Here is a 20,239-nt window from a genome sequence, read left to right on the forward strand (position 1 = left end):
CCTGTGGGAGAGTAGGACACCGCCGGACACCCATTCACGGAATGGCCACCCACACCCTGGGTGGCCATTCCGCGTTAACAGCCCTTCGCCCTCGGGTATTTTTGAACCTGGTGCAACGACAGGAGGGGCGACGATGCCGGACCTCGACTCCGCCGACGTGCCCGCCGCTGCCGGCCTCGGTGTCGTCGCGATCGTCGGCGACGGCCGTATGGGCCGTGCACTCGCGGCAGGCCTGCGCGCAGCGGGCGCCGCGGTCGATGGACCCCTCGGTCATGAGGCGACCGGCGAGGGCGCCGACATCGTCGTGCTGGCAGTCCCGGACTCCGAGATCGCGGGGGCTGCGGCATCCCTCGCCCCTGGACCGGTGGTGGGGCACGTGTCGGGCGCGACCACGCTCGTGCCCCTCGCCCCGCACGAGGCGTTCGGCCTGCACCCGCTGATGACGGTGACCGCGGCCGGCGTCGACTTCGCCGGCGTGCCCGCGGCGATCGCAGCCACAAGCGCTCGCGGCCAGGCGGTCGCACATGCGCTGGCGAAGGCACTCGGCCTGCGACCTTTCGAGATCGACGACGACGACCGTGCCGCCTATCACGCCGCCGCGTCGATCGCGTCGAACTTCCTCGTGACGCTCGAGACCTTCGCTGCCGAGCTGGCCGCGACCGCCGGCATCTCTCGCGATGCCCTCGCTCCGCTCGTGCGCGCGACGGTCTCGAACTGGGAGACCTCGGGCGCCGCCGCGCTCACCGGCCCGATCGCGCGCGGCGACCACGCCACTGTCGCACGCCAGCGCGCGGCGGTCGCCGAGCGGATGCCCCACCGCACCGCACTCTTCGACGCGCTCACCGACGCCACGAGCGACCTCGTCCGCAACGATCGGGAGCCCGCAGCATGATCGTCGTCCGCACCGTCGCCGACCTGCGCGCCGCCCTGTACCCGCGGCGCACCGGCGCCGTCGGGCTCGTGCCCACCATGGGTGCGTTGCACGAGGGCCACGCGACGCTGCTGCGCGCGGCGCGTGCCGCCGACGACACCGTAGTGATGTCGCTCTTCGTCAACCCCGCCCAGTTCAACGAGCAGGCCGATCTCGCGGCGTACCCGCGCACCGAAGAGGCCGACCTCGCCCTCGCCGCGAGCGAGGGCGTCGACATCGTGTTCGCCCCCGAAGCCGCCGAGATGTATCCGGCCGGCTTCGCCACGACGGTGTCGGTCTCGGGCACTCTCGCCGACACGCTCGAGGGCGCCGAGCGCGGTCGCTCCCATTTCGACGGCGTCGCCACGGTCGTGACGAAGCTGCTGCTGGCAGCGCTCCCCGACCACGCCTACTTCGGCGCGAAGGACGCCCAGCAGGTCGCGGTCATCCGCCGGTTCGTCACCGACCTCGGCATCCCGGTCGAGCTCGTCGTGTGCCCGACCTCGCGCGACGCCGACGGGCTGGCTCGGTCGAGCCGCAACACGCGACTGTCGCCCGACGAGCGCGCGCAGGCGCTCGCGATCCCGCGCGCCCTGAGCGGGATCCAGGATGCCGCCACCGCCGGCTTGCGCGACACCGCGGCGCTGCGCGCGCAGGGGCTCGCGCACCTCGAGGCCGCAGGCATCCATCCCGAATACGTCGCGCTCGTCGACCCTGTGACCTTCGCGCCCGTCGACGAGGTGGCTCAGCCCGTGCTCGTCGCGATCGCGGCGCGCGTGGGCGCGACCCGGCTGATCGACAACATCGTCCTAGGAGGTGCGTGATGCCCGCGAACGTCACACTGCAGCGGCTGGCCGAGATGAAGGCCCGCCGTGAGCCGATCGTCATGGTGACGGCATACGACTATCCGACCGGTCGCACCGCCGAGCAGGCCGAGGTCGACATGGTGCTCGTCGGCGACTCGGGCGCTCAGGTGGTGCTCGGCCACGACTCCACCGTCGCGGTGACGGTGGACGAGATGCTCGTGCTCGCGGGCGCGGTGCGCCGCGGTGTGCGGACGGCGTTCGTCGTCGCCGACCTGCCGTTCGGGTCGACGGAGGTGTCGGACGAACAGGCCGTCGCCACCGCCATCCGGTTCGTGAAAGAGGCCGGCGCCGACGCCGTCAAGCTCGAGGGCGGGGGCGAGGCGCGGCTGTCCCGCATCCGCGCGATCGCCGAGGCCGGGATCCCGGTCGTCGCCCACGTCGGTCTCACGCCGCAGACCGCGGTCGCGCTCGGCGGGCTGCGCGCCCAGGGGCGCACCGCGGAGTCGGCTGCACGCATCGTGCGCGAGGCGCTCGCCGTGCAGGACGCCGGCGCGAGCATCGTCGTGATCGAGGCCGTGCCCGCCGACGTGGCAGCCGTCGTCCTGCCGCACCTGCACATTCCGGTGATCGGCATCGGCGCCGGGCCCGCGGACGGGCAGGTGCTCGTCATCCACGACCTGCTGGGCATCACCGAGGGCAAGACCGCGGCGTTCGTCAAGCGCTACGGCGCGATCGGCCCTGACATGGTCGCCGGCGTGGCCGCGTACGCGCGCGAAGTGCGCGGCGGTGTCTTCCCCGGCGCCGAGCACGGCTACTCCGCCACCGAGGTCGCCGTCGACGCGGCGCGTGCGGCCCTCGGGGATCGCGAGGCCTGAGCCGGCCAGACTGACGCGCGAGGGCATCCGGATGCCGCGGGCCGCGGCTTCCGGATCCCTACGCCGCGCGCCACAGACGCAGCTTGTCGGGGTTGCGCATCGCCCAGATGCGCACGATGCGGCCGCCGTCGACCTCGAACGCGGCGACCGTGGCCGGAGCGCCCGCGCGTTCGGCGACCAGACCCGGCCGGCCGTTGACGGTCTGCTCGCGGAGCGTGAGCCCGCCCGCCTGCTCGGCGATCGTCGCGAAGTAGCGCGCCACCGCGTCGGCGCCGCGGACCGGGCGCCGCGCCGCGCCGACCACCCCGCCGCCGTCGGCGACGAGCGTCACGTCCGGGTCGAGGAGGCCGACGAGTCCGCCGATGTCGCCGGACTCCCACGCCAGGCGCAGGCGGCGGATCGCGGCGGCGTGATCCGCGGTCGCCCCGCGCGGCCGCCCGTCGGTGCGCAGCTGGCGTCGTGCCGACGATGCGAGCTGCCGCGCGGCGGCCGGGCTGCGCTGCAGGACCTCGGCGATCTCGGGGAACGAGTACGCGAACACGTCATGCAGCACGAACGCCACCCGTTCGGCCGGGGTCATCGACTCGAGCATCACGAGGAACGCCATCGACAGCGACTCGTCGCGCACGACCTGATCGGCCGGGTCCCCGGCGCGCAGGACGGAGAGTGTCACGGCCACCTCATGGGGGAGCGGCTCGGGCAGCCACTCGCCGACGTACCGTTCGCGGCGCACGCGCGCCGATCGCAGCAGGTCGAGGCAGAGCCGCCCCGCCACGGTCGTGAGCCACGCCTCGGGCGAGCGGATCTCGGAGCGCTCGTCGGCCGGGAGGGTGTGCCAGCGGGTGAAGGCGTCCTGCGTGACATCCTCGGCATCTGCCCACGACCCGGTCAGCCGGTACGCCAGGCCGGTGAGGCGGCGTCGCTCGTCGACGAACAGATCGGTCTCGCTGAGGGGCACTCGTCCATTCTGCGAGGCGACCTCACACTTCCGGGCCGAATCTCGTCATTCGGGTGAAGACCTTAGTGAGGAGACCCCATGTCCGTACCCCGTGCCCTGACCCCCGCCTCCCTCGCCGCGATGCGCGGTGTGATCACCCTGCAGACGGCGGTGACCTTCGCCGCGGCGATCGCGGCGGGACTGCTGCTGTCGATCCCGGGCGGCAAGGCGCTGCACAGCGCGACCTCGTACACGCTGTTCGTCGTCGCCGTCGTGCATGTGGTGATCGCCGTGCTGGCGTGGCGACCGGGGCGGGGACCCGGTGCCCCCGCGGTCTCGGCGCTGCTGTTCCTGCTGGGCGTGTCGGGTCAGGTCGCCCTGGGCCTCGCACACCTGAAGGCCTTCCACGTGCCGCTCGGCGTGCTGCTCTTCGGGTTCACGGTCTTGCAGTGCACGTGGGTGTGGACCTGTCGACCGGCCCCGGCAGGCGCGCTCACGGCGTGAGCAGGGTGGATGCCGAGCGCCCGGCATCCACCCCCTGGAATCGGCGGAACTGCGCACGTTGTGCGAGAACGTGTCGGGGCCCGGTTCCTCAGGCCGAGAAGGCGAACCAGATCCCCACAGCGAGAGCGGCGAGGGTCAACAGAGCGACGCCCACGACGACGCGGATGGCCACGTCGGGCCATCGCAGCCGAACGTCGACGCCGGCGACGCGGGGACGGGTCGCGGCGAACACCGCGACACTCAGGATCGCGAACGTGATCGCGAACGCGAGGATCAGCATTCCTGGCACGGCACCTCCATTGGCCCGTTTTCGTAGACCCTACAGGTCCGCGTCCGTCGAAGCGCATAACTTCCGGATGGAGGTTTCTGCTACTCTGACTGCGGGCAGCATCGCGTGCCCCGCATTCGCACATGAAAGGAAGGTCGACGTGGCCCTGCCAGAAGCCTCGGTCCAGCTCTACACACTCGCTGCGGAGTTCACCGCAGACATGAAGGGATCGCTCGACAAGCTCGCGGCGATCGGCCTGCGCAACGTCGAGGCGTTCGACTTCGTGCGTCGTCCCGACGAGATCCGCGCGGCGCTCGACGCGTCCGGCCTGGCCTCCCCCACCGGCCACGCACCGCTGCTCTCGGACGAGCTGTGGACCCCCGACGGCTCGATCCCCACGCCCGCGCCCGAGGTCGTCTTCGAGGCCGCGGCGAAGGTCGGCATGAAGACCGTGATCGACCCGTTCGTCCCGGTGGAGCGCTGGCTCACGCTCGAGGGCGTCACCGACATCGCCGACCGGCTGAACCGGCTCGCCGACACCGCGGCGACCTTCGGCCTCGAGGTCGGCTACCACAACCACGCGCAGGAGTTCATCGCGGACTTCGACGGCAAGACGGCGTACGAGCACTTCGTCTCGATCACCGACGAGCGCGTCGTGCTCGAGCTGGATCTGTACTGGGCGCTCGTCGGCGGCCAGGACGTCGTCGGCCTCGTCTCGCGTCTGGGCGACCGCCTCGTCGCCGCCCACGTGAAGGACGGCATCGCCCCCGCGCGCAACCCGTTCGCGCCGGGCGCGGAGGAGTTCGGCTCGGGCGCCCTCGACCAGCGCCGCGCCGGCGAGGGCGAGGTCCCCCTCGCCGACGCGCTGCGTGCGGCATCCGCCCTCCAGTACGCCGTGATCGAGTACGACAACAACCCCGGTGACGACGTGTTCGCCGACATCGCCGCCAGCTACGCCTTCCTCATCGAGGGCGGTTTCGCCCGATGAGCGCGGTCGGAGTCGGCATCATCGGGGTCGGTGTCATCAGCGACACCTACCTCGCCAACCTGTCGTCGTTCCCCGACGTCGAGGTGCTCATCGTCGGCGACCTGCTGCTCGACCGCGCGCAGGCGCAGGCCGAGAAGTACGGCGTCCCCGCCTCCGGCTCGGCCGAGGACGTCCTCGCCCACCCGGGCGTCGACCTCGTCGTGAACCTCACGATCCCGGCCGTGCACGTCGAGGTGTCGCGCGCGGCCATCGCCGCGGGCAAGCACGTGTGGACCGAGAAGCCGCTGGGCCTTGACCGCGATGGCGCCGCGCAGCTGCTGCGCGAGGCCGAAGAGGCAGGACTCCGCGTCGGCTCGGCTCCCGACACGCTGCTCGGCCCGGGTTTCCAGGCGGCGCGGCGCGCGATCGAGGGCGGTCTGATCGGTCGTCCGCTGTTCGCGCTGACCACCTTCCAGACGCAGGGCCCGGATCTATGGCACCCGAGCCCGGCGTTCCTGTTCGCGAACGGGGCGGGCCCGCTCCTCGACATGGGGCCGTATTACTTCTCGGCCCTCGTCAGCCTGCTCGGACCGGTGGACCGCGTCGCGGCCGTCGGCACGAAGGCGCGCGAAGAGCGCCAGATCCACACCGGCCCGAACGCGGGGACGACCTTCCCGGTCGAGGTGCCGTCGACGATCCAGATCGTCACGGCCTTCGAGAGCGGTCAGCAGGCGCAGAGCCTGCTGAGCTTCGACTCCGCGCTCGAGCGTCACGGCATCGTCGAGATCCACGGCACCGAGGGCACGATCGTGATCCCCGACCCGAACCAGTTCACGGGCCGCATCGCGTACGTCAAGCCGCTCGGCGTGATCCGCGACGGCATGTCGTTCGAGCAGGAGTGGATCGAGATCGAGCACGCCGACGTCGAGGTGGGCCGCGGTCTGGGCGCCCTCGACATGGTCCGCGCGATCGCCGAAGGCCGCCCGCACGTGGCCTCGGGTGAGCTCGGCTTCCACGTGCTCGACATCCTCCTGTCGGCCCAGGAGGCCGCCGCGACCGGCACGACGGTCGTCGTCGAGAGCACCGTCGCGCCGGTGCCGCTGCTGCCTGCGGGCTTCGACCCCTTCGTCGCGACGCTCTGACCTTCGCGCAGGACGCAACCGCGGGTCCTGTCGGCACATGCCGGCAGGGCCCGCGGTTTCGCGTCGGCATGGGCGCCCGGCATCCATCGTCCGCGACGCGGTTCTCGCCGAGAACCCATACTTTCCGCGCGGGCGAGGTGCGTCCTCGGCGAGAAACCGCGATCGCGACGGTAGGTCAGTTCGTGGATGCCGGGTGGGTCAGGACGCCGGGCGGGTCAGGCGGCGGGGCCGCCGCGCAGCAGGCGGTCGAGCATCTCGAGCGCGGCTTCGTGGTCGACTGTCGCGTCGAGCAGCCACTGCGTCTGCAGGCCGTCGGAAGCCGCGATCACCAGGGCGGCGACGAGCGTCGGGTCCAGGTCGGCGCGGACGTGGCCGGATGCCTGCAGTCCGCGCACCTGCTCGCCCATGTCGTTGCGCAGCCGGGCGAAGCGGTCGGTCGCGAACTGCTGTGCGGCCGGATGGTTGTCTTCGAGCGCCATCGCGACGAGCGTCGAGTACAGCTGCACGAGGCCGGGGATCGCCCGGTTCTCTTCGGCCGCGAGCTGCATCGCCGCAGCGGGGCTCGAGTCCGCCGGCGGAGCGTGCTTCTCGATGCTGGGCTTGCGCTCCGATTCGCGGTAGACCTCGACGAGCAGCTCTTCGAGCGAGCCGAAGTAGTGGGTGAGCGCCGCATGCGTCACACCGACCTCCTGCGCGATCGCGCGCAGGCTGGTCTTCTGCGAGCCGCGCTGCGCGAACACCTCGATCGTCTTGTCGAGGATCTCCTGGCGCCGTGCGATGCCCTTCGGATAGCGGCCCCGCGTGCGGGGCGCATCGGCGGGCGAAGCGGTCATAGGCCGATGATACCGAGTTCGAGGGCGAAAAACCTCCAATCGGAAGTTCTGTGCCGCGGCGTCAGGCTCCCATCGCGAGCCCGAGGCACGGACCGATGATGATGAGCCACACGGCGGCGCTGATGATCAGGACGCCCGTCGCGAAGCGCCGCCAGCGCCACGAGATCATCAGCAGCGCCGGTCCGATCAGCAGCACGATGAACGGCAGCAGCAGGATCACGATGCCCCAGTAGCCGGGGGTCGAGATCGAGAACGACACCGTCAGCAGCATCACCATCACGATGAGCCCGGCGATCTGCAGTCCCACTCCCGCGAGCAGCCCCGCCCACACCGGCGGCCGCTTGGGCGAGGCGGGGGGCGGCCCGCCGGCGACGGGGGAGCCGGATGCCGGCACGCCGCCCGGGTAGGCCGCGGGTGGGCCGTACGCGGCCGGGCCGGGCTGCCGCTCCCCACCCGGCGGTGGCGGTGCATAGCCCTGCGGCGCGGCGCCCTCCGGGGGCGCGTAGCCGGGCGCCGGCGCGTAGCCCTGCGGAGGCTCGGCGCCAGACGCCCCGGGCGCCGGGGGTTCGGCGGGAGGCCCATCGTCGGGCGCTGCGGCGTCTGGCGCGGCATCCATTCCGGGCTCGGCTTCCTCGGGTGCGGTCTCGGGGGCCGATTCCGGGTCGTCGCCGGGCGCCGGAGGTTCAGGCGTGCTGCTCACGGGGGACCGTCCTTTCGGTGCGCGAGGTCAGGGCGCCGCGCCGCGCCTTGTAGATGATGCGGGCGAGGAGCAGCGGGATCGTCACGAGGAGGAACAGCTGCGGCCGGGTCAGCCCGAGCCACGCGACCTCGTTGCCCCGGACGAACTCCACGCCGAAGCGGAAGATGCCGTACGCCGCGATATAGAGCGTCAGCGTCTCGCCCGCGGCGATCGGGCGGTGCCGCAGCCAGAACCACAGCACCGCGAACGCCGCGAGGTGGAACCCGATCTCGTACACGAAGCTCGGGTGCAGCGGCACGCCGGCGTGCGACCCGGTGTACGCGGCGGCATCGGCGTCGAGCACGATGCCCCAGTCGGCGCCGGTCGGCGTGCCGGGGCGCTCGGTGAACAGGCATCCGATGCGTCCGACGGCCATCGCGAGTGCCACGGCCGGCGCGAACAGGTCGCCCGTACGCAGCGGATACCGCACGATGCGCTTGGCCACGTGAACGCCGAGCCATGCCCCGACGAGGGCGCTGAGCATGGACGCGTTGCCGTGCAGCAGCTGCTCGGTGAGGCTGAGGTTCTGCGACGGGTCGAGGTGCTGCGCCCAGGTGCCGAGGCGCGAGAGGAGCGCGGCGCCGGCGAGGGCGCCGAGCACGATGTAGGGGATGCGTTCGTCGGTGACGCCACGGCGGCGCTTCTCGACGAGGAACACGATGCCTGCGGCGGCCAGTCCCAGTGCCACGAACGCCGAGTGGGTGTCGATCGGCGGGCCCCACCCCAGCAGGTCGTGCAGCGTCGGGAACATGTCGTCTCAGGCCTATGCTCCGGTGATCCAGCGCACCCAGAACGCGATCCACAACGGCGTGGCCACCGCCGCAGCGATCGCGATCACCGACAGGTACAGGAGCACCAGCCGGGTGTCGCCGAGTTTGCAGCGCGATCGCAGAAGGCCGGCGCGGCGGGCGCGGGCGTAGCCGGCGATCGCGAGCAACGCGAAGCCGAGCAGCGCGATCGGGCCGAGCAGGCACGCCAGGAGCGCGACGGTCGTGTAGACGCACAGCCGCAGCGGATCGAACGGCGGCGCCGGATCGGGCACCGTCGGGTCGCGCCGGTTGAGCCCGTCGAACCCCGCCGCGCTCATGACACGGCCATCGGCAGCAGCTCGCGGCCGCCGGTGGCGGTCGACAGCTTGCGACGGGCGAGCGGGGCCCACGCCTGCACCGCGCAGAACGGGGCGCACTGGTGCGCGTCGGTCGTCTCGTTCACCGTCGCGACGTGCACGCAGCACTGCGTCAGGCGCTCCTCGATCATCGTGTTGATGTCCATGAACGGCTTGACGGTGATGCGCAGCACGCGGTCTGCCAGCATCCGGCGAAGTCGTTCGTGCTGGCCGGGGAGACGGGATGCCGCGAGCGTCGCGAGCGTGCCGATGCCCAGGTCGCAGTTGACGCAGATGTCGCGCCAGATGTCGCTCATCGACGGATGCGACAGCGACGACTGCTCGCTGAGCAGATCGAGCAGCGAGTTCTTGACCACGTCGCGGATCGCCTTGTTGACATTCGAATCGGCGATGCGGTTGGCCAGCAGATCGGGGTTGAGATCGAGGAACTCCTTGAGCCGCTCGTGGCCGATGAGCCCCACGAGCGACTTCCACTGGCCGGTGTCGTCCTTGAGCAGGTAGCCGACCGAGCAGCAGTGCGGGTGGCTGCAGGGGAGCGCGGTGAGGTCGCGCCACGTCACCTCGTCGTCAGTCTGCGGACCGAGACGTGCGAGCACGCCGGTGTGGGTGAGCCGGTCGCCGGGGTCGATGCCCGAGGACCGCCCCGACCCGAAGACGGGCTGGACCGTCACACCGCCGACGTACGGCGTGGCCATCGCGCGACGGATGACCGCGCCGATCTCGCCGTCGTTGACCCCGAGGGTCGCCGTCATCGTGAGGGTCGTGAACACGCCGGCCTCGCTCAGGCGCTCGAGGGCACGCTCCTTGAAGCGGCGGATGTCGGCGCCGCGGTGGAAGCTCGACGCCTCGGCGCTCTCGCCGTCGTACTGCAGGTAGATCTCGACGCGCTCACGGTGCTTCTTCAGCGTCTCGACGAAGGCGTCGTCCTGGGCGATGCGCAGCCCGTTGGAGTTGATCAGGATGCGCACGATCGGCCGCGCGACGAGGTGCTCCAGGAGCTGCTCCAGCCACGGGTACAGCGTGGGCTCGCCGCCGGAGAGCATCAGCACGTCGATGCGGTCGTTCTCGCGCGCGAGGCGTGCGTCCACCGAGGCGAGCACCTCGGCCAGCGGCGCGACCGCGGATGCCGCGGGGCCGGACTCGGCGAAGCACGTCGGGCAGCGGAGGTTGCAGTGATCGGTGAGGTCTTCGAGCAGGATGCACGTGTGCTGAGTCTGCATCTGCGGCAGGCCGTCCTCGTACGCCGACGGCACGGGCTTGAAGTTGCCGGCGAGGTCGGGCGTGTGCACCTTGGTGGGCGCCGTCCACTGCTCGAGGTACGACAGGATGTCGGCGTCCTCGTCGTAGAGGGTCCGCACGAACCCGTGGTCGGGGCATCCGCGTTCCAGCCAGACCTTGCCGCCTCGCACCGCGAGCCATCCGGACAGCCGTCGCACGTCGGCGAGCGACCGATCCGGATCCTCCTCGTGGCAGTGCGGGCAGAAGGCGTTGACGTAGCGGTGGACGCGATAGTCCCGCAGGGGCATTCCGGCGCCGGCAGTGGCGGTCATGAGGTGACGATAGCGTGCGGACACCGCACGGCGCCGGACTGCGGACGAAGCTGCCCTGCGCATCCGTGAGACGCTGGGACTGTGAAGCTGTCGGACGATGCGGGGCGCACGCGATGAGTGGCCACCGCGGCGCGACGGTGCTGTTCGTCATCGCGCTGCTCATCGACGCCTTCGGGTTCGCCCTCGTGATGCCACGGCGCCAGGGCGGCGGGTTCGTGGTCGACGACCTCGGCACCGCGCTGCCGTGGGCGGGCGCGCTGATGCTGGTCGGCACTCTGGCGACGCTCGCGGTCGCTCGCCGGCTGCCGCGATCGTGGGCGGGCGTCGGCGTGCGCGTCGTGCTGGCGAGCATGGCGGCGGTCGCGCTGGTCGTGGTCCTCCTGCGTGCCCCTGAGACGTCCCTCGAGCTCCCGCAGTGGCTGGGCCTTGTGGGGATCGTCGCCTCAGGCATCGTGGCGGCTGCTGACGCCGTACACCTGCGTCGCGCGCGCGGCTGATCCCGGTCGAACCACGAGACGAGAGCGAGAAGCGGATGCCGCATCACAGCCCCGCGCGGCGGTTCGCGGCAGACCTGCAGCATGCCGTGACCAGCCTGTTCCGGCTCACCCCGGCGCCGGGGCCGCGCTGGGCGATCGGACTGCGCGCCGCGATCGCGATGGCGGTGCCGATCGCCCTGATGTCGCTGCTCGGACGCCCCGACCTGGGCTTCCAGGCGGCGACCGGAGCCTTCGTCGCCCTCTACGGCACGCATCTGCCGGTGATCGAGCGCGTGCGGGTGGTGCCGTTCGTCGCGGGGAGCCTCGTCGTGGCCGCGGGGCTCGGCGCGCTCGCCGGGCCGTCGCAGGCGGCCACGCTGGTCGGTCTCGCCGTCGTCTCGATCGCGGCGGCCGCCGCGATGTTCGGGTTTCGCGTCGGCCCGCCCGGCCCGCTGTTCGTCGTGCTCGTCTACGGGTTGTCATCGCACATCATCGCCTCGGGGGCGGACGCTGCGACCTACGTCGCGACAGTGGCGTGCGGCATCCTCTTCGCCTCCGTGGTGTCGCTCGTCCCGCTGGTGCTGCCCAGCAGGCGCCGGGCGACGGCGCGCCCGCTGCGAGACATCCTCCCGGGTCCGGCATGGTCGTCCGGCGAACGGATGCTGCTCGCCCGGGTCGCGATCGTGACAGTGGCCGGCATCGGACTGGGCCTCGTGCTCGATCCCGACCGTGCGTACTGGATCGTCGGCGCCGCGATCGCCGTGATCGGCGTCGCCGCGGACCGCCGGGCCGCGTTCACGCGGGGCCTGCACCGCATGATCGGCACGATCCTCGGTGCCGGCGTGTATCTGCTGCTGGCGCCGCTGCCGATCCCGTCCCTGTGGTTCGCGCTCGTGCTGGGCGTGCTGCAGTTCACGATCGAGCTCTTCGTCGTGCGCAACTACGCCCTCGCCCTGGTGTTCATCACGCCGCTCGTCCTTCTGCTCACCGGCGCCGCCACGGGCGCCGTCGACACCGTCGCGGTCGCGACCGAACGGGTCGTCGACACGCTCGTCGGCGCCGCCCTCGGGGCGCTGAGCGGGGTGCTGCACGGTCGCGAAGACTGAGCCGGCACGCGCACCGGCCGCCGGCATCCATCGATCGGTTGACAGGAGAGTCGACCCGCCGCGCGACGCGTGAGCGGCTCGCCCCGCGTGGACTGGTGGCGTGCACCGCTTCACCGACTCCCTGTCCCGCGCCCTGACCTCACGCCGCGGCGCGTGGATCTCGCTCGCCCTCGGCATCGCCGGCATCGTCGCGCTGCTCGGCGTGTTCGGCCGCGCCGATCTTGCAGGCGGTGGCGCGACAGTGCCGCCGCAGTCCGAGACGGGGCAGGTCGCCGCACTCGCGGACGAATTCCCGGACGCCGCCGATCAGAGCCTGCTCGTCGTCGCGTCGCGCACCGACGGCGGCGCCTTGACGGCGGCAGACCTCGACGCCGTCGGCGATCTCGGTCCCGCGCTCGACGCCGTGCCCGGCGTGCAGGCGGGAGCGCCGATCCCGAGCGAGGACGGCGAGGCGGCCGTGCTGCCGACGACCGTCACCGTCGGCGACGAGGACGATGCGGCGAAGCAGATGGTCGCCGACGTGCGCGGCGCGGTCGCCGCGCACCCGATCGACGGGGTGACGGTGCAGGTGACCGGCGGCCCGGCCTTCGGCGCCGACATCTCGGCGGCCTTCGACGGTGCCGACCTGACGCTGCTGCTCGTCACCATCGGGATCGTCGCGCTGCTGCTCATCGCCACCTATCGCTCACCCGTGCTGTGGCTCGTGCCGCTGGTGGTGGTCGCGTTCGCCGATCAGCTCGCGAGCAAGGCGACCGCCGCGCTCGGCACGGCGCTCGAGCTGTCGTTCGACACCGGCATCGTCAGCGTGCTCGTGTTCGGCGCCGGCACGAACTATGCGCTGCTGCTGGTGTCGCGCTACCGCGAGGAGCTGCTCCGCGACGACGACCACCGCACGGCGCTGGCGCGGGCGTGGCGCGGCAGCCTGCCGGCGGTCGTCGCCTCCAATGCCACCGTCGTGGTGTCGCTGCTCACACTGCTGCTCGCGGTGATGCCCGGCACCCGCGGCCTCGGCGTCGCCTCGGCGCTCGGCCTCGTGATCGCGCTCGCGGCGGTGCTCCTCGTGCTGCCGCCGGCGCTCGCCGTGTGCGGGCGCGGGGTGTTCTGGCCGTTCGTCCCGCGTCCCGGGCGCCAGGAGACCGCCGGGAGCGCCGCCGGGCGCGTCGGCCCCTGGCGTGCGATCGCGGCGCGGGTGGTGGCGCGACCTGTCGTCCCGGTGCTCTCGGGACTGCTCGTGCTGGGGATCATGGCGGCCGGCCTCATCGGCACGCAGCTGGGGCTGACGCAGGCGGAGCGATTCCGGGTGCCGTCGGAGTCCGCGGCCGGGCTCGAGGTGCTGGGCGACCACTTCCTGCCGGGCGAGGCCGAGCCCATGGTCGTGATCGCCGAGGCGGGGGACGCGACGGCGGTGGGCGATGCGATCGCGGCGGTGCCGGGCGTGGCGCGCGTCACACCCGTGTCGCAGAGCATCGACGGCGAGCTGGCGAAGCTGCTGGTCGTGGGCGACACCGAGCCCGGGTCGGCCGAGAGCCGGCAGCTGGTCCGGGACGTCCGCGGCGTCGCGCAGGAGGCATCCACGTCCGCCCTCGTCGGCGGACCGGCCGCCGCCGACGTCGACGCACGCGACGCGAGCGTGCACGACTTCGTGCTGATCGCGCCGCTCGTGCTGCTCGTGACGCTCGTCGTGCTGGCGCTGCTGCTGCGCGCCCTCGTCGCGCCGATCGTCCTGCTGCTGGTCAATGCGCTGAGCGCGACGGCGGCGATCGGCGCCGGTGCCTGGCTCGGCCGCACGCTGTTCGGCTGGCACGCGCTCGATCTGCAGGTGCCGCTGCTGGCGTTCCTGTTCCTCGTCGCGCTCGGCGTGGACTACACGATCTTCCTCGTGCACCGGGCACGCGCCGAGGCGCTGCGCGTGGGGACGCGTCCGGGCATGGTGAACGCCGTCGCCGCGACCGGCGGCGTGATCACGAGCGCCGGCGTCGTGCTCGCCGGCGTCTTCGCGGCGCTGGGCCTGCTGCCGCTCGCCACGCTCGGCCAGATCGGGCTGATCGTCGGCGTCGGGGTGCTCGTGGATACCCTGGTCGTGCGCACGCTGGTCGTGCCGGCGCTGTTCTCACTCGTGGGGGAGCGCATGTGGTGGCCCGGTCGTGTCGCCCGCCGTCAGGGGGCGGCCCGCGAAGAGGGCGACGCGACCCCTGGCGAGCGCGGTGAGGAAGAGGGGGTGCCGGATGCCGCAAGCCTGGGTGAACCGGTCGGCTGAGCCCGACGAACCCGCTGCGCGCCCAGCGCGGTCGTGGCGGGGCCTGGTCGGGTCGATCCGGCTGGGGCAGACGATCATCACCGCGGCGCTCATCGTGATCGGCGCGGTCCGGGCGGCCGGAGACGGCACCCCGGTGCCATGGGTCGTCGCCGTGTCGGTCGTCTTCGCCGGGTGGTACTTCGGCGGGCTCCTGCTGAGTGAGCGCACCCGCGACCGGGGCCTCGCCGCAGGGTGGCTGGTCGGGCTCGCGCTCATCTGGATCGGCGCCGTCGCGATCTCGCCGGAGTTCGTGTGGCTCGCCTTCCCGCTGTGGCTGCTCGCCGGATTCGTGCTGCGCATGAGGTGGGCGATCCCCTTCAGCGTCGCAGTGCTGCTCGTCGTCATCGCCGCCCCGCTGCTGCACACCGGCACGACGAGCTACGCGAACGTGATCGGCCCGGTCGTCGGCGGCGTGTTCGCCCTCGGCATCTCGCGGGGCTATCTGGAGCTGGTGCGCGACGGTCGAGAGCGGCAGCGGCTGATCGCGTCGCTCATCGCTGCTCAGGACGAGACCGCGGCGCTTCAGGACGAGCTCGCACTCGCCCAGCGCGATGCCGGCGCGATCGCCGAGCGCACCCGGCTCTCGCGCGACATCCACGACACGGTCGCGCAGAGCCTCACGTCCATCCGGATGCTCGCGACGACGGCATCCCGTGCCTCCGAGCCGTCGAGCGAGCGCCGGCGAGACGGAACGCCGGATGCCGCGACACGGGCTCTCGCGCAGATCGGCGAGCTCGCCCGCGAGGGCCTGGCCGACACGCGGCGCATCGTCGACGCGCTGATGCCCGCCGAGCTGGAGGGGTCGCCGCTCGCCGACGCGCTGGGGCGCATGCTGGTCCGGCTGCAGGACGAGACCGGCATCCGCACCGAGCTGCGCGTCGACGACGAGCTCCCGCCGCTCGGCGTCACCGCCGAGGTCGCCCTGCTGCGGGCGGCGCAGTCCGCGCTGGCCAACGTGCGCCTGCATGCGCACGCCAGCCGTGTCGTCGTGACGATGGCCGACGGCGGTGACACGGTCCGGCTCGACATCGTCGACGACGGGGTCGGATTCGACGCCACCGGCTGGGCGTCGCGGCCGGCGGGGCCGGCGGGCGGCTACGGGCTGCGTGCGATGCGCGAGCGGCTGCGCGAGCTCGGCGGCGCACTCGACGTCGAGAGCACGCCGGGCGAAGGCGTCGCCCTCTCAGCGTCCGTGCCGATCGGCGGAGGCACCCGATGACCGCGCTGCGCGTGCTGATCGCCGACGACCACCCGATCGTCCGTGCCGGGGTGCGGTCGCTGTTCGCCGGACAGGCCGACATCGAGGTCGTCGGTGAGGCCGCCACCGGCGAAGAGGCCGTCGCGCTGGCGCGTCACCAGCGCCCGCACGTCGTGCTGTGCGATCTGCGCATGGGCGAGGGGATGGACGGCGTGCAGACCACGGCGGCGCTGCGCGCCCTCGACCCGGCCCCCGCCGTGGTGATCCTCACGACATTCGACCGGGACGCCGAGATCCTCGGCGCGATCGAGGCCGGCGCGGCGGGGTACGTGCTGAAGGATGCGCCGCCCGACACCATCGTGCGCGCGGTGCGCGACGCCGCCGCCGGCCGGCTCGCCCTGAGCCCCGAGCTGAGCGCGCGGGTCGTGGAAGTGCTGCGCGCGCCGCGCGTGCGGCTCACCGGCCGCGAGCTCGACGTGCTGCGGCTGCTCGCGACCGGGGCGTCCAATCCCGAGATCGCCAAGGCGCTGTTCGTGACCGAGGCGACGGTCAAGACCCACCTCGTCCACATCTTCGGCAAGCTCGGCGTCGACACCAGATCCCGGGCCGTCGCCGTCGCGCAAGAGAGAGGCATCCTGTGAGCGCCGTCCCCGCCCCGCAGACCGGCGCCGACGTCGTCGCCGCGCCGCGCCGCCGTGACTGGCTCGCGCTCGCGGTGCTGTCGATCGGCCTCGGCATGATCGTGCTCGACGGCACCATCGTCGGCGTCGCGCTGCCCGACATCATCGCGGACCTCGGGATGGACCTCACCGACGCGCAGTGGGTGAGCAGCCTGTACGCGGCGGTGCTGGCGGCGCTGCTGCTGTCGACCGGACGTCTCGCCGACCGCTGGGGGCGCCGCCTGCTGTTCCTCGTCGGGCTCGGCGTGTTCGTCGGCGGCAGCGTCCTCGCGGCGATGGCCGAGGCATCGGGCCCGCTCATCGGCGCCCGGGCCGTGCAGGCCGTGGGCGCCGCGCTGATCATGCCCTCCACCCTGTCCACCGTGAACGCGGTCTTCCGCGGTCGCTACCGCGCCGCGGCCTTCGGCGTATGGGGCGCCGTCATCTCGGGCGCCGCGGCGGTGGGGCCGCTCGCGGGCGGTGCGCTCACCGAGTACGCGTCGTGGCAGTGGATCTTCCTCGTGAACGTGCCCGTGGGTGCGCTCGTGTTCGTGGCGGCGCTGATCGTCGTCCCCGAGACCCGCGGCGGGACCCCTGGTCCGGGCGCCGACGTCGACGGCGCGCTGCTGTCGGCCATCGGATTCGGTGCGCTGGTGTTCTCGATCATCGAAGGCCCCGACCTCGGCTGGTGGGCGCCGAAGGCCGAGTTCCAGATCTTCGGCTGGACGTGGCCGGCCGATGCGCCGATCTCGATCATCCCGTTCACTCTCGCGATCGCGGTCACGTCCCTGGTGCTCTTCGTGCTGTGGGAACGCCACCGCGCCCGCAACGGGCGATCGGCCCTGCTGGACCTGAAGCTGTTCCGGCTCCCCACGTTCACGTGGGGCAACGTGACCGCCGGCGCGGTCGCCGTGGGCGAGTTCGCGATCATCTTCGTGCTGCCCCTGTACCTCGTCAACGCGCTCGGCATGAACGCGATGGGCGCTGGACTCGTGCTGGCCGCGATGGCGCTGGGCGCGTTCGCCTCGGGAGCGGCCGCCCGCCACGTGGCGGCGCGGTTCGGAGCCCCGGGGACGGTCCTGGTCGGGCTCGGCCTCGAGGTCGCCGGCGTCGTCGCCGTCGCGCTGGTGGTCACCGCGACCACGCCGGGCTGGCTGGTGGCGGCGCCGCTCGTGGTCTACGGACTGGGCCTGGGACTGGCATCCGCGCAGCTCACCGGCACCGTGCTGCGCGACGTCCCGGTCGCCCAGTCCGGCCAAGGATCGGCCACGCAGAGCACCGTGCGCCAGGTGGGCTCGGCGCTCGGCACGGCGTTCGCCGGCGCGGCGCTGTCGATCGCGCTGGCGCTGACGCTGCCCGCCGCGCTGGGCGCTGCAGGGTTCACGGGCTCCACGGCCGACAGCGTCGCCGAGGCCACGCGGCAATCGGCTGGGACGACCATCACGCAGCTGCGCGCGCAGGGGGACGCCGGCCCGCTCGGCGACCAGACCTCTGCCGCCGTCGACGCGCTCGCCGCCGGGTTCGCGGACGCGACGCGCTGGGCCCTGCTGGTGGCGTCGCTGTTCCTGCTGCTGGGGCTCGCCGGCGCGCTGCTGCTGCGCCGGGCGGCCCGACGGGCGCCCGCGGACGGCTGACGCCGAGATCAACCTTTCGGTGGATCCCGCACGGCCTCGCCCGAGCGACGCTGGAAGGGACGATCGAGAGGAACGCCATGCGCAAGCTCTACTACGCCGCCTTCGGCTACATGATCCTGGGGGTCGCCTCCGGCCTCTTCTACCGCGAGTTCACGAAGCTCAACGACTTCCCCGAGGGGCGGTTCACGCAGCTCGGGCTCGCCCACACGCACCTGCTGACCCTCGGCTTCATCATCCTGCTCATCGTTCTCGTGCTCGAGAAGGTGTTCGCGCTGTCGCGGTCGAAGCTGTTCGGCTGGTTCTTCTGGGTCTACAACGCCGGAGTCGTGGTGACCTCCGCGATGCTCATCTGGCACGGGTCGCTGACGGTGCTCGGCCAGGAGTCGTCGAAGGCGATCGCCGGGATCGCGGGCATGGGGCACATCCTCCTCTCGGCCGGCATGGTGCTGCTCTTCCTGGCGCTCGGCACCGCCCTGCGACGCGCGCAGCCTTCGGCCGAAGGGATGCCGCGGGCCGAGGTCGCGGCGGCGGCGCAGGGCTGACGGCGGGGCGGCCCGGTTCGGTCGTCACGGGACGGAGCAGGTCGAGAGGAGCCCCGTCGTGAACGACAGCGATCCCGTCTTCGCCACCGACGCCCAGCCCCCGGGACCGACGGCAGAGAGCGAGAACGTCCCGGCGCCGATGCCCAGCAGACCGCTGCCGAGGCTGACGGTCGTCGCGCCGGCGGCGAGCGTGCCCGAGCCGGCGAGTCCGCCGGTCACCGTCCAGCGATAGCCCGTGCGCGCGAGGCCGCCGGCGGGCGCCGTCCACGTGAAGGCGACGGGCTGACCGAGGCCCGCCGTGCAGCTCATCTGGGTCACGGGCGCCACCGTGCCCGCCTGCAGCGCGGTGCCGCTCGCGACCTCGGTGCGCGCCCACGCGGCCTCGGTCGGCGCCGGCTGCAGCATCGCGACGCCCAGCAGACCGGCCAGCGCGAGCGCCGTCGCCAGGCCTCGCCGTGGGCGGATCACGTCCGCCTCCGGAACCGCAGCGCCGCTCCGGCGCCGATCGCGAGGAGGACCACACCCACGGCCACGGCGCTCGGTCGAGTGTCGAGGCCGGTGCCGGCGAGCTCGCCGCCCGGACCGGTCGACACCGTGTCGCCGGCGCCGGTCGCGCGCACGGTGAGGAGGACCTCGGGAAGGGCCGGGCCGGCGTCGGACGGCATCGAGACGACGATCCGCAGCCAGAGCTGCGCATCGTCGCGCATCGTCTGCAGCACGCGCGACGTCCCGTCGGTCGGCACCGCCGCGTCCGCCACGAGCACATCCGATCCGGGACAGGAGTCCGTGGTCCAGCGCGTCGGGCAGCCGCGCACCTCCAGGCGCAGCGGGGCGGGTGCGGCGGCGGTGCCCTCCAGTGCGACCGCGATGCGGCCGGGGGTCGCGGCATCCGCCGACACGCCCACCTGCCAGACGGCGGCCGTTCCCGGCGCGAGCGTGCGCATCCGGGCGGACTCGATCGAGACGAGACGGATCACCTCGCCCTGCACGATGGTCTCGGTCCCGACCGGCGCGGCGCGGGCGGGCGGTGCGGTGCCGAACACCGCGGCGCCCGCCACGAGCACGATCGCGGCACCGACCCCGGTGGCGCGACGGGCCCGGCGGGTGGCGTCGTCGCCGGGGTCGTCGCCGGGCGCCGGATGGGTGGATGCCGCCTCCCGGCGACCGCGGCGCGGCCAGAACACGACGACGATCAGGGTGGTGGCCGCGAGCGTGAGCCCGCCGAGCACCCATGGCGAGCCGGCGGCCGCGAGCGCGGGCGCCGCGCCCGGCACCGAGAACAGCACCCGGCGCACGTGCGTCACCTCGTACGGCGCCGGGTCGTCGGTCGAGTTGGCGTCGCCGCGCATCGTGAGGCTGCGGGCATCCCCCGCAGCGGGGACCGCCGCGACCGAGACCACCCGGTGCGTGATCGGCAGCTCGCCCTCGCGCTCGACCATCACGACGTCGCCCACCTCGACGTCCGACGCGGGGATGCCGCGCACGACGGCCGCAGACCCCGCCGGGATCGTCGGCTCCATGGAGCCGGTACGGAACAGCACGATGCGTACGTCGAACAGCGCCGCCGCGATCGCCAGCACGATGCAGACGGTGCCGAGCACCGCCGCCACCGTGAGGGCGCCGTCGGCGACCGCCGTCAAGCCGCGCCGTGCCGCTCTGCTCCGAGTCATG

22 protein-coding genes are annotated in these 20,239 nt (G+C 72.9%); 13 read left to right on the plus strand and 9 right to left on the minus strand.

The features are described from left to right. Positions 1–133: 133 nt before the first annotated feature. Genes ABEA46_RS16990 through panB form a run of 3 tightly spaced genes read left to right on the plus strand, consistent with a single transcriptional unit; the run spans position 134 to position 2,591 of the window. Positions 134–892 carry a DUF2520 domain-containing protein gene (locus ABEA46_RS16990; RefSeq protein ID WP_345546136.1) on the plus strand — a complete coding sequence of 253 codons (759 nt, stop codon included), beginning with the start codon at positions 134–136 and terminating at the stop codon, positions 890–892. Beyond that, a complete protein-coding gene (gene panC / locus ABEA46_RS16995; RefSeq protein WP_345546138.1) occupies positions 889–1,734 on the plus strand; it encodes a pantoate--beta-alanine ligase in 846 nt (281 codons plus the stop codon). The genes ABEA46_RS16990 and panC overlap by 4 nt, the downstream gene beginning before the upstream one ends. Then, positions 1,734–2,591: a 3-methyl-2-oxobutanoate hydroxymethyltransferase gene (panB, locus tag ABEA46_RS17000; RefSeq protein WP_345546140.1), complete on the plus strand. Its 858-nt coding sequence runs from the start codon at positions 1,734–1,736 to the stop codon at positions 2,589–2,591. Before panC ends, panB begins: the two co-directional genes overlap by 1 nt. Before the next feature lie 58 nt (positions 2,592–2,649). Here panB and sigJ read toward each other — a convergent pair whose 3' ends face one another. Next, positions 2,650–3,549, minus strand: coding sequence for an RNA polymerase sigma factor SigJ (sigJ, locus tag ABEA46_RS17005; RefSeq protein ID WP_345546142.1), 900 nt, complete (start codon positions 3,547–3,549; stop codon positions 2,650–2,652). 78 nt (positions 3,550–3,627) lie between these two features. Between sigJ and ABEA46_RS17010 the strand changes: the two genes are divergently transcribed. Beyond that, complete coding sequence (locus ABEA46_RS17010; RefSeq protein WP_345546144.1) at positions 3,628–4,032, plus strand: hypothetical protein; 405 nt, start codon at positions 3,628–3,630, stop codon at positions 4,030–4,032. An 88-nt stretch (positions 4,033–4,120) separates the two neighbouring features. Here the strand turns inward: ABEA46_RS17010 and ABEA46_RS17015 are convergent, their stop codons facing one another. Beyond that, the gene (locus tag ABEA46_RS17015; RefSeq protein ID WP_345546146.1) at positions 4,121–4,321 is read right to left on the minus strand and encodes a hypothetical protein; all 201 of its coding nucleotides are present in this window, start codon (positions 4,319–4,321) and stop codon (positions 4,121–4,123) included. A 139-nt stretch (positions 4,322–4,460) separates the two neighbouring features. Between ABEA46_RS17015 and ABEA46_RS17020 the strand changes: the two genes are divergently transcribed. Both ABEA46_RS17020 and ABEA46_RS17025 read left to right on the plus strand, forming a co-directional pair. Further along, positions 4,461–5,288 carry a sugar phosphate isomerase/epimerase family protein gene (locus tag ABEA46_RS17020; protein WP_345546148.1) on the plus strand — a complete coding sequence of 276 codons (828 nt, stop codon included), beginning with the start codon at positions 4,461–4,463 and terminating at the stop codon, positions 5,286–5,288. Next, on the plus strand, positions 5,285–6,409 hold the full coding sequence (locus tag ABEA46_RS17025) for a Gfo/Idh/MocA family protein (RefSeq protein WP_345546150.1): 1,125 nt from the start codon (positions 5,285–5,287) through the stop codon (positions 6,407–6,409). Before ABEA46_RS17020 ends, ABEA46_RS17025 begins: the two co-directional genes overlap by 4 nt. 215 nt (positions 6,410–6,624) lie before the next feature. On the opposite strand, the gene ABEA46_RS17030 is transcribed toward ABEA46_RS17025, so the two are convergent. The 5 genes from ABEA46_RS17030 to ABEA46_RS17050 form a co-directional block, all read right to left on the minus strand. Continuing rightward, on the minus strand, positions 6,625–7,242 hold the full coding sequence (locus ABEA46_RS17030; protein WP_345546152.1) for a TetR/AcrR family transcriptional regulator: 618 nt from the start codon (positions 7,240–7,242) through the stop codon (positions 6,625–6,627). A 61-nt stretch (positions 7,243–7,303) separates the two neighbouring features. Continuing rightward, entirely contained in the window at positions 7,304–7,942 is a 639-nt protein-coding gene (locus ABEA46_RS17035) for a hypothetical protein (RefSeq protein ID WP_345546154.1), read from the minus strand. Further along, entirely contained in the window at positions 7,926–8,732 is an 807-nt protein-coding gene (locus ABEA46_RS17040) for a prolipoprotein diacylglyceryl transferase (RefSeq protein ID WP_345546156.1), read from the minus strand. The genes ABEA46_RS17035 and ABEA46_RS17040 overlap by 17 nt, the downstream gene beginning before the upstream one ends. A gap of 12 nt (positions 8,733–8,744) precedes the next feature. After that, positions 8,745–9,068 (minus strand): hypothetical protein, encoded by a 324-nt coding sequence (locus tag ABEA46_RS17045; protein ID WP_345546158.1) that lies wholly within the window; start codon positions 9,066–9,068, stop codon positions 8,745–8,747. Next, on the minus strand, positions 9,065–10,657 hold the full coding sequence (locus ABEA46_RS17050; RefSeq protein ID WP_425563210.1) for a radical SAM protein: 1,593 nt from the start codon (positions 10,655–10,657) through the stop codon (positions 9,065–9,067). Before ABEA46_RS17050 ends, ABEA46_RS17045 begins: the two co-directional genes overlap by 4 nt. 113 nt (positions 10,658–10,770) lie before the next feature. Here ABEA46_RS17050 and ABEA46_RS17055 point away from each other — a divergent pair, with 113 nt between their 5' ends. The 7 genes from ABEA46_RS17055 to ABEA46_RS17085 all read left to right on the plus strand — a co-directional run bounded on the left by ABEA46_RS17055 (position 10,771) and on the right by ABEA46_RS17085 (position 18,568). Beyond that, complete coding sequence (locus ABEA46_RS17055) at positions 10,771–11,154, plus strand: hypothetical protein (RefSeq protein WP_345546160.1); 384 nt, start codon at positions 10,771–10,773, stop codon at positions 11,152–11,154. A 35-nt stretch (positions 11,155–11,189) separates the two neighbouring features. Further along, a complete protein-coding gene (locus tag ABEA46_RS17060) occupies positions 11,190–12,239 on the plus strand; it encodes an FUSC family protein (RefSeq protein WP_345546162.1) in 1,050 nt (349 codons plus the stop codon). Between the two features lie 100 nt (positions 12,240–12,339). Further along, entirely contained in the window at positions 12,340–14,496 is a 2,157-nt protein-coding gene (locus ABEA46_RS17065; RefSeq protein WP_345546164.1) for an MMPL family transporter, read from the plus strand. Continuing rightward, positions 14,465–15,754 (plus strand): sensor histidine kinase, encoded by a 1,290-nt coding sequence (locus ABEA46_RS17070; protein WP_345546166.1) that lies wholly within the window; start codon positions 14,465–14,467, stop codon positions 15,752–15,754. The genes ABEA46_RS17065 and ABEA46_RS17070 overlap by 32 nt, the downstream gene beginning before the upstream one ends. Then, positions 15,751–16,374 carry a response regulator gene (locus ABEA46_RS17075; protein WP_345546167.1) on the plus strand — a complete coding sequence of 208 codons (624 nt, stop codon included), beginning with the start codon at positions 15,751–15,753 and terminating at the stop codon, positions 16,372–16,374. Before ABEA46_RS17070 ends, ABEA46_RS17075 begins: the two co-directional genes overlap by 4 nt. Next, positions 16,371–18,026, plus strand: coding sequence for an MFS transporter (locus tag ABEA46_RS17080; protein WP_345546169.1), 1,656 nt, complete (start codon positions 16,371–16,373; stop codon positions 18,024–18,026). Before ABEA46_RS17075 ends, ABEA46_RS17080 begins: the two co-directional genes overlap by 4 nt. Before the next feature lie 77 nt (positions 18,027–18,103). Beyond that, entirely contained in the window at positions 18,104–18,568 is a 465-nt protein-coding gene (locus ABEA46_RS17085; RefSeq protein ID WP_345546170.1) for a DUF2871 domain-containing protein, read from the plus strand. A gap of 24 nt (positions 18,569–18,592) precedes the next feature. On the opposite strand, the gene ABEA46_RS17090 is transcribed toward ABEA46_RS17085, so the two are convergent. Next, positions 18,593–19,036, minus strand: coding sequence for a hypothetical protein (locus ABEA46_RS17090; protein ID WP_345546172.1), 444 nt, complete (start codon positions 19,034–19,036; stop codon positions 18,593–18,595). Further along, a complete protein-coding gene (locus ABEA46_RS17095) occupies positions 19,033–20,238 on the minus strand; it encodes a signal peptidase I (RefSeq protein WP_345546174.1) in 1,206 nt (401 codons plus the stop codon). The genes ABEA46_RS17090 and ABEA46_RS17095 overlap by 4 nt, the downstream gene beginning before the upstream one ends. Between the last annotated feature and the right edge of the window lies 1 nt (position 20,239).

Source organism: Microbacterium jejuense, from assembly GCF_039544225.1.
In the GTDB taxonomy this organism is placed as follows: domain Bacteria; phylum Actinomycetota; class Actinomycetes; order Actinomycetales; family Microbacteriaceae; genus Microbacterium; species Microbacterium jejuense.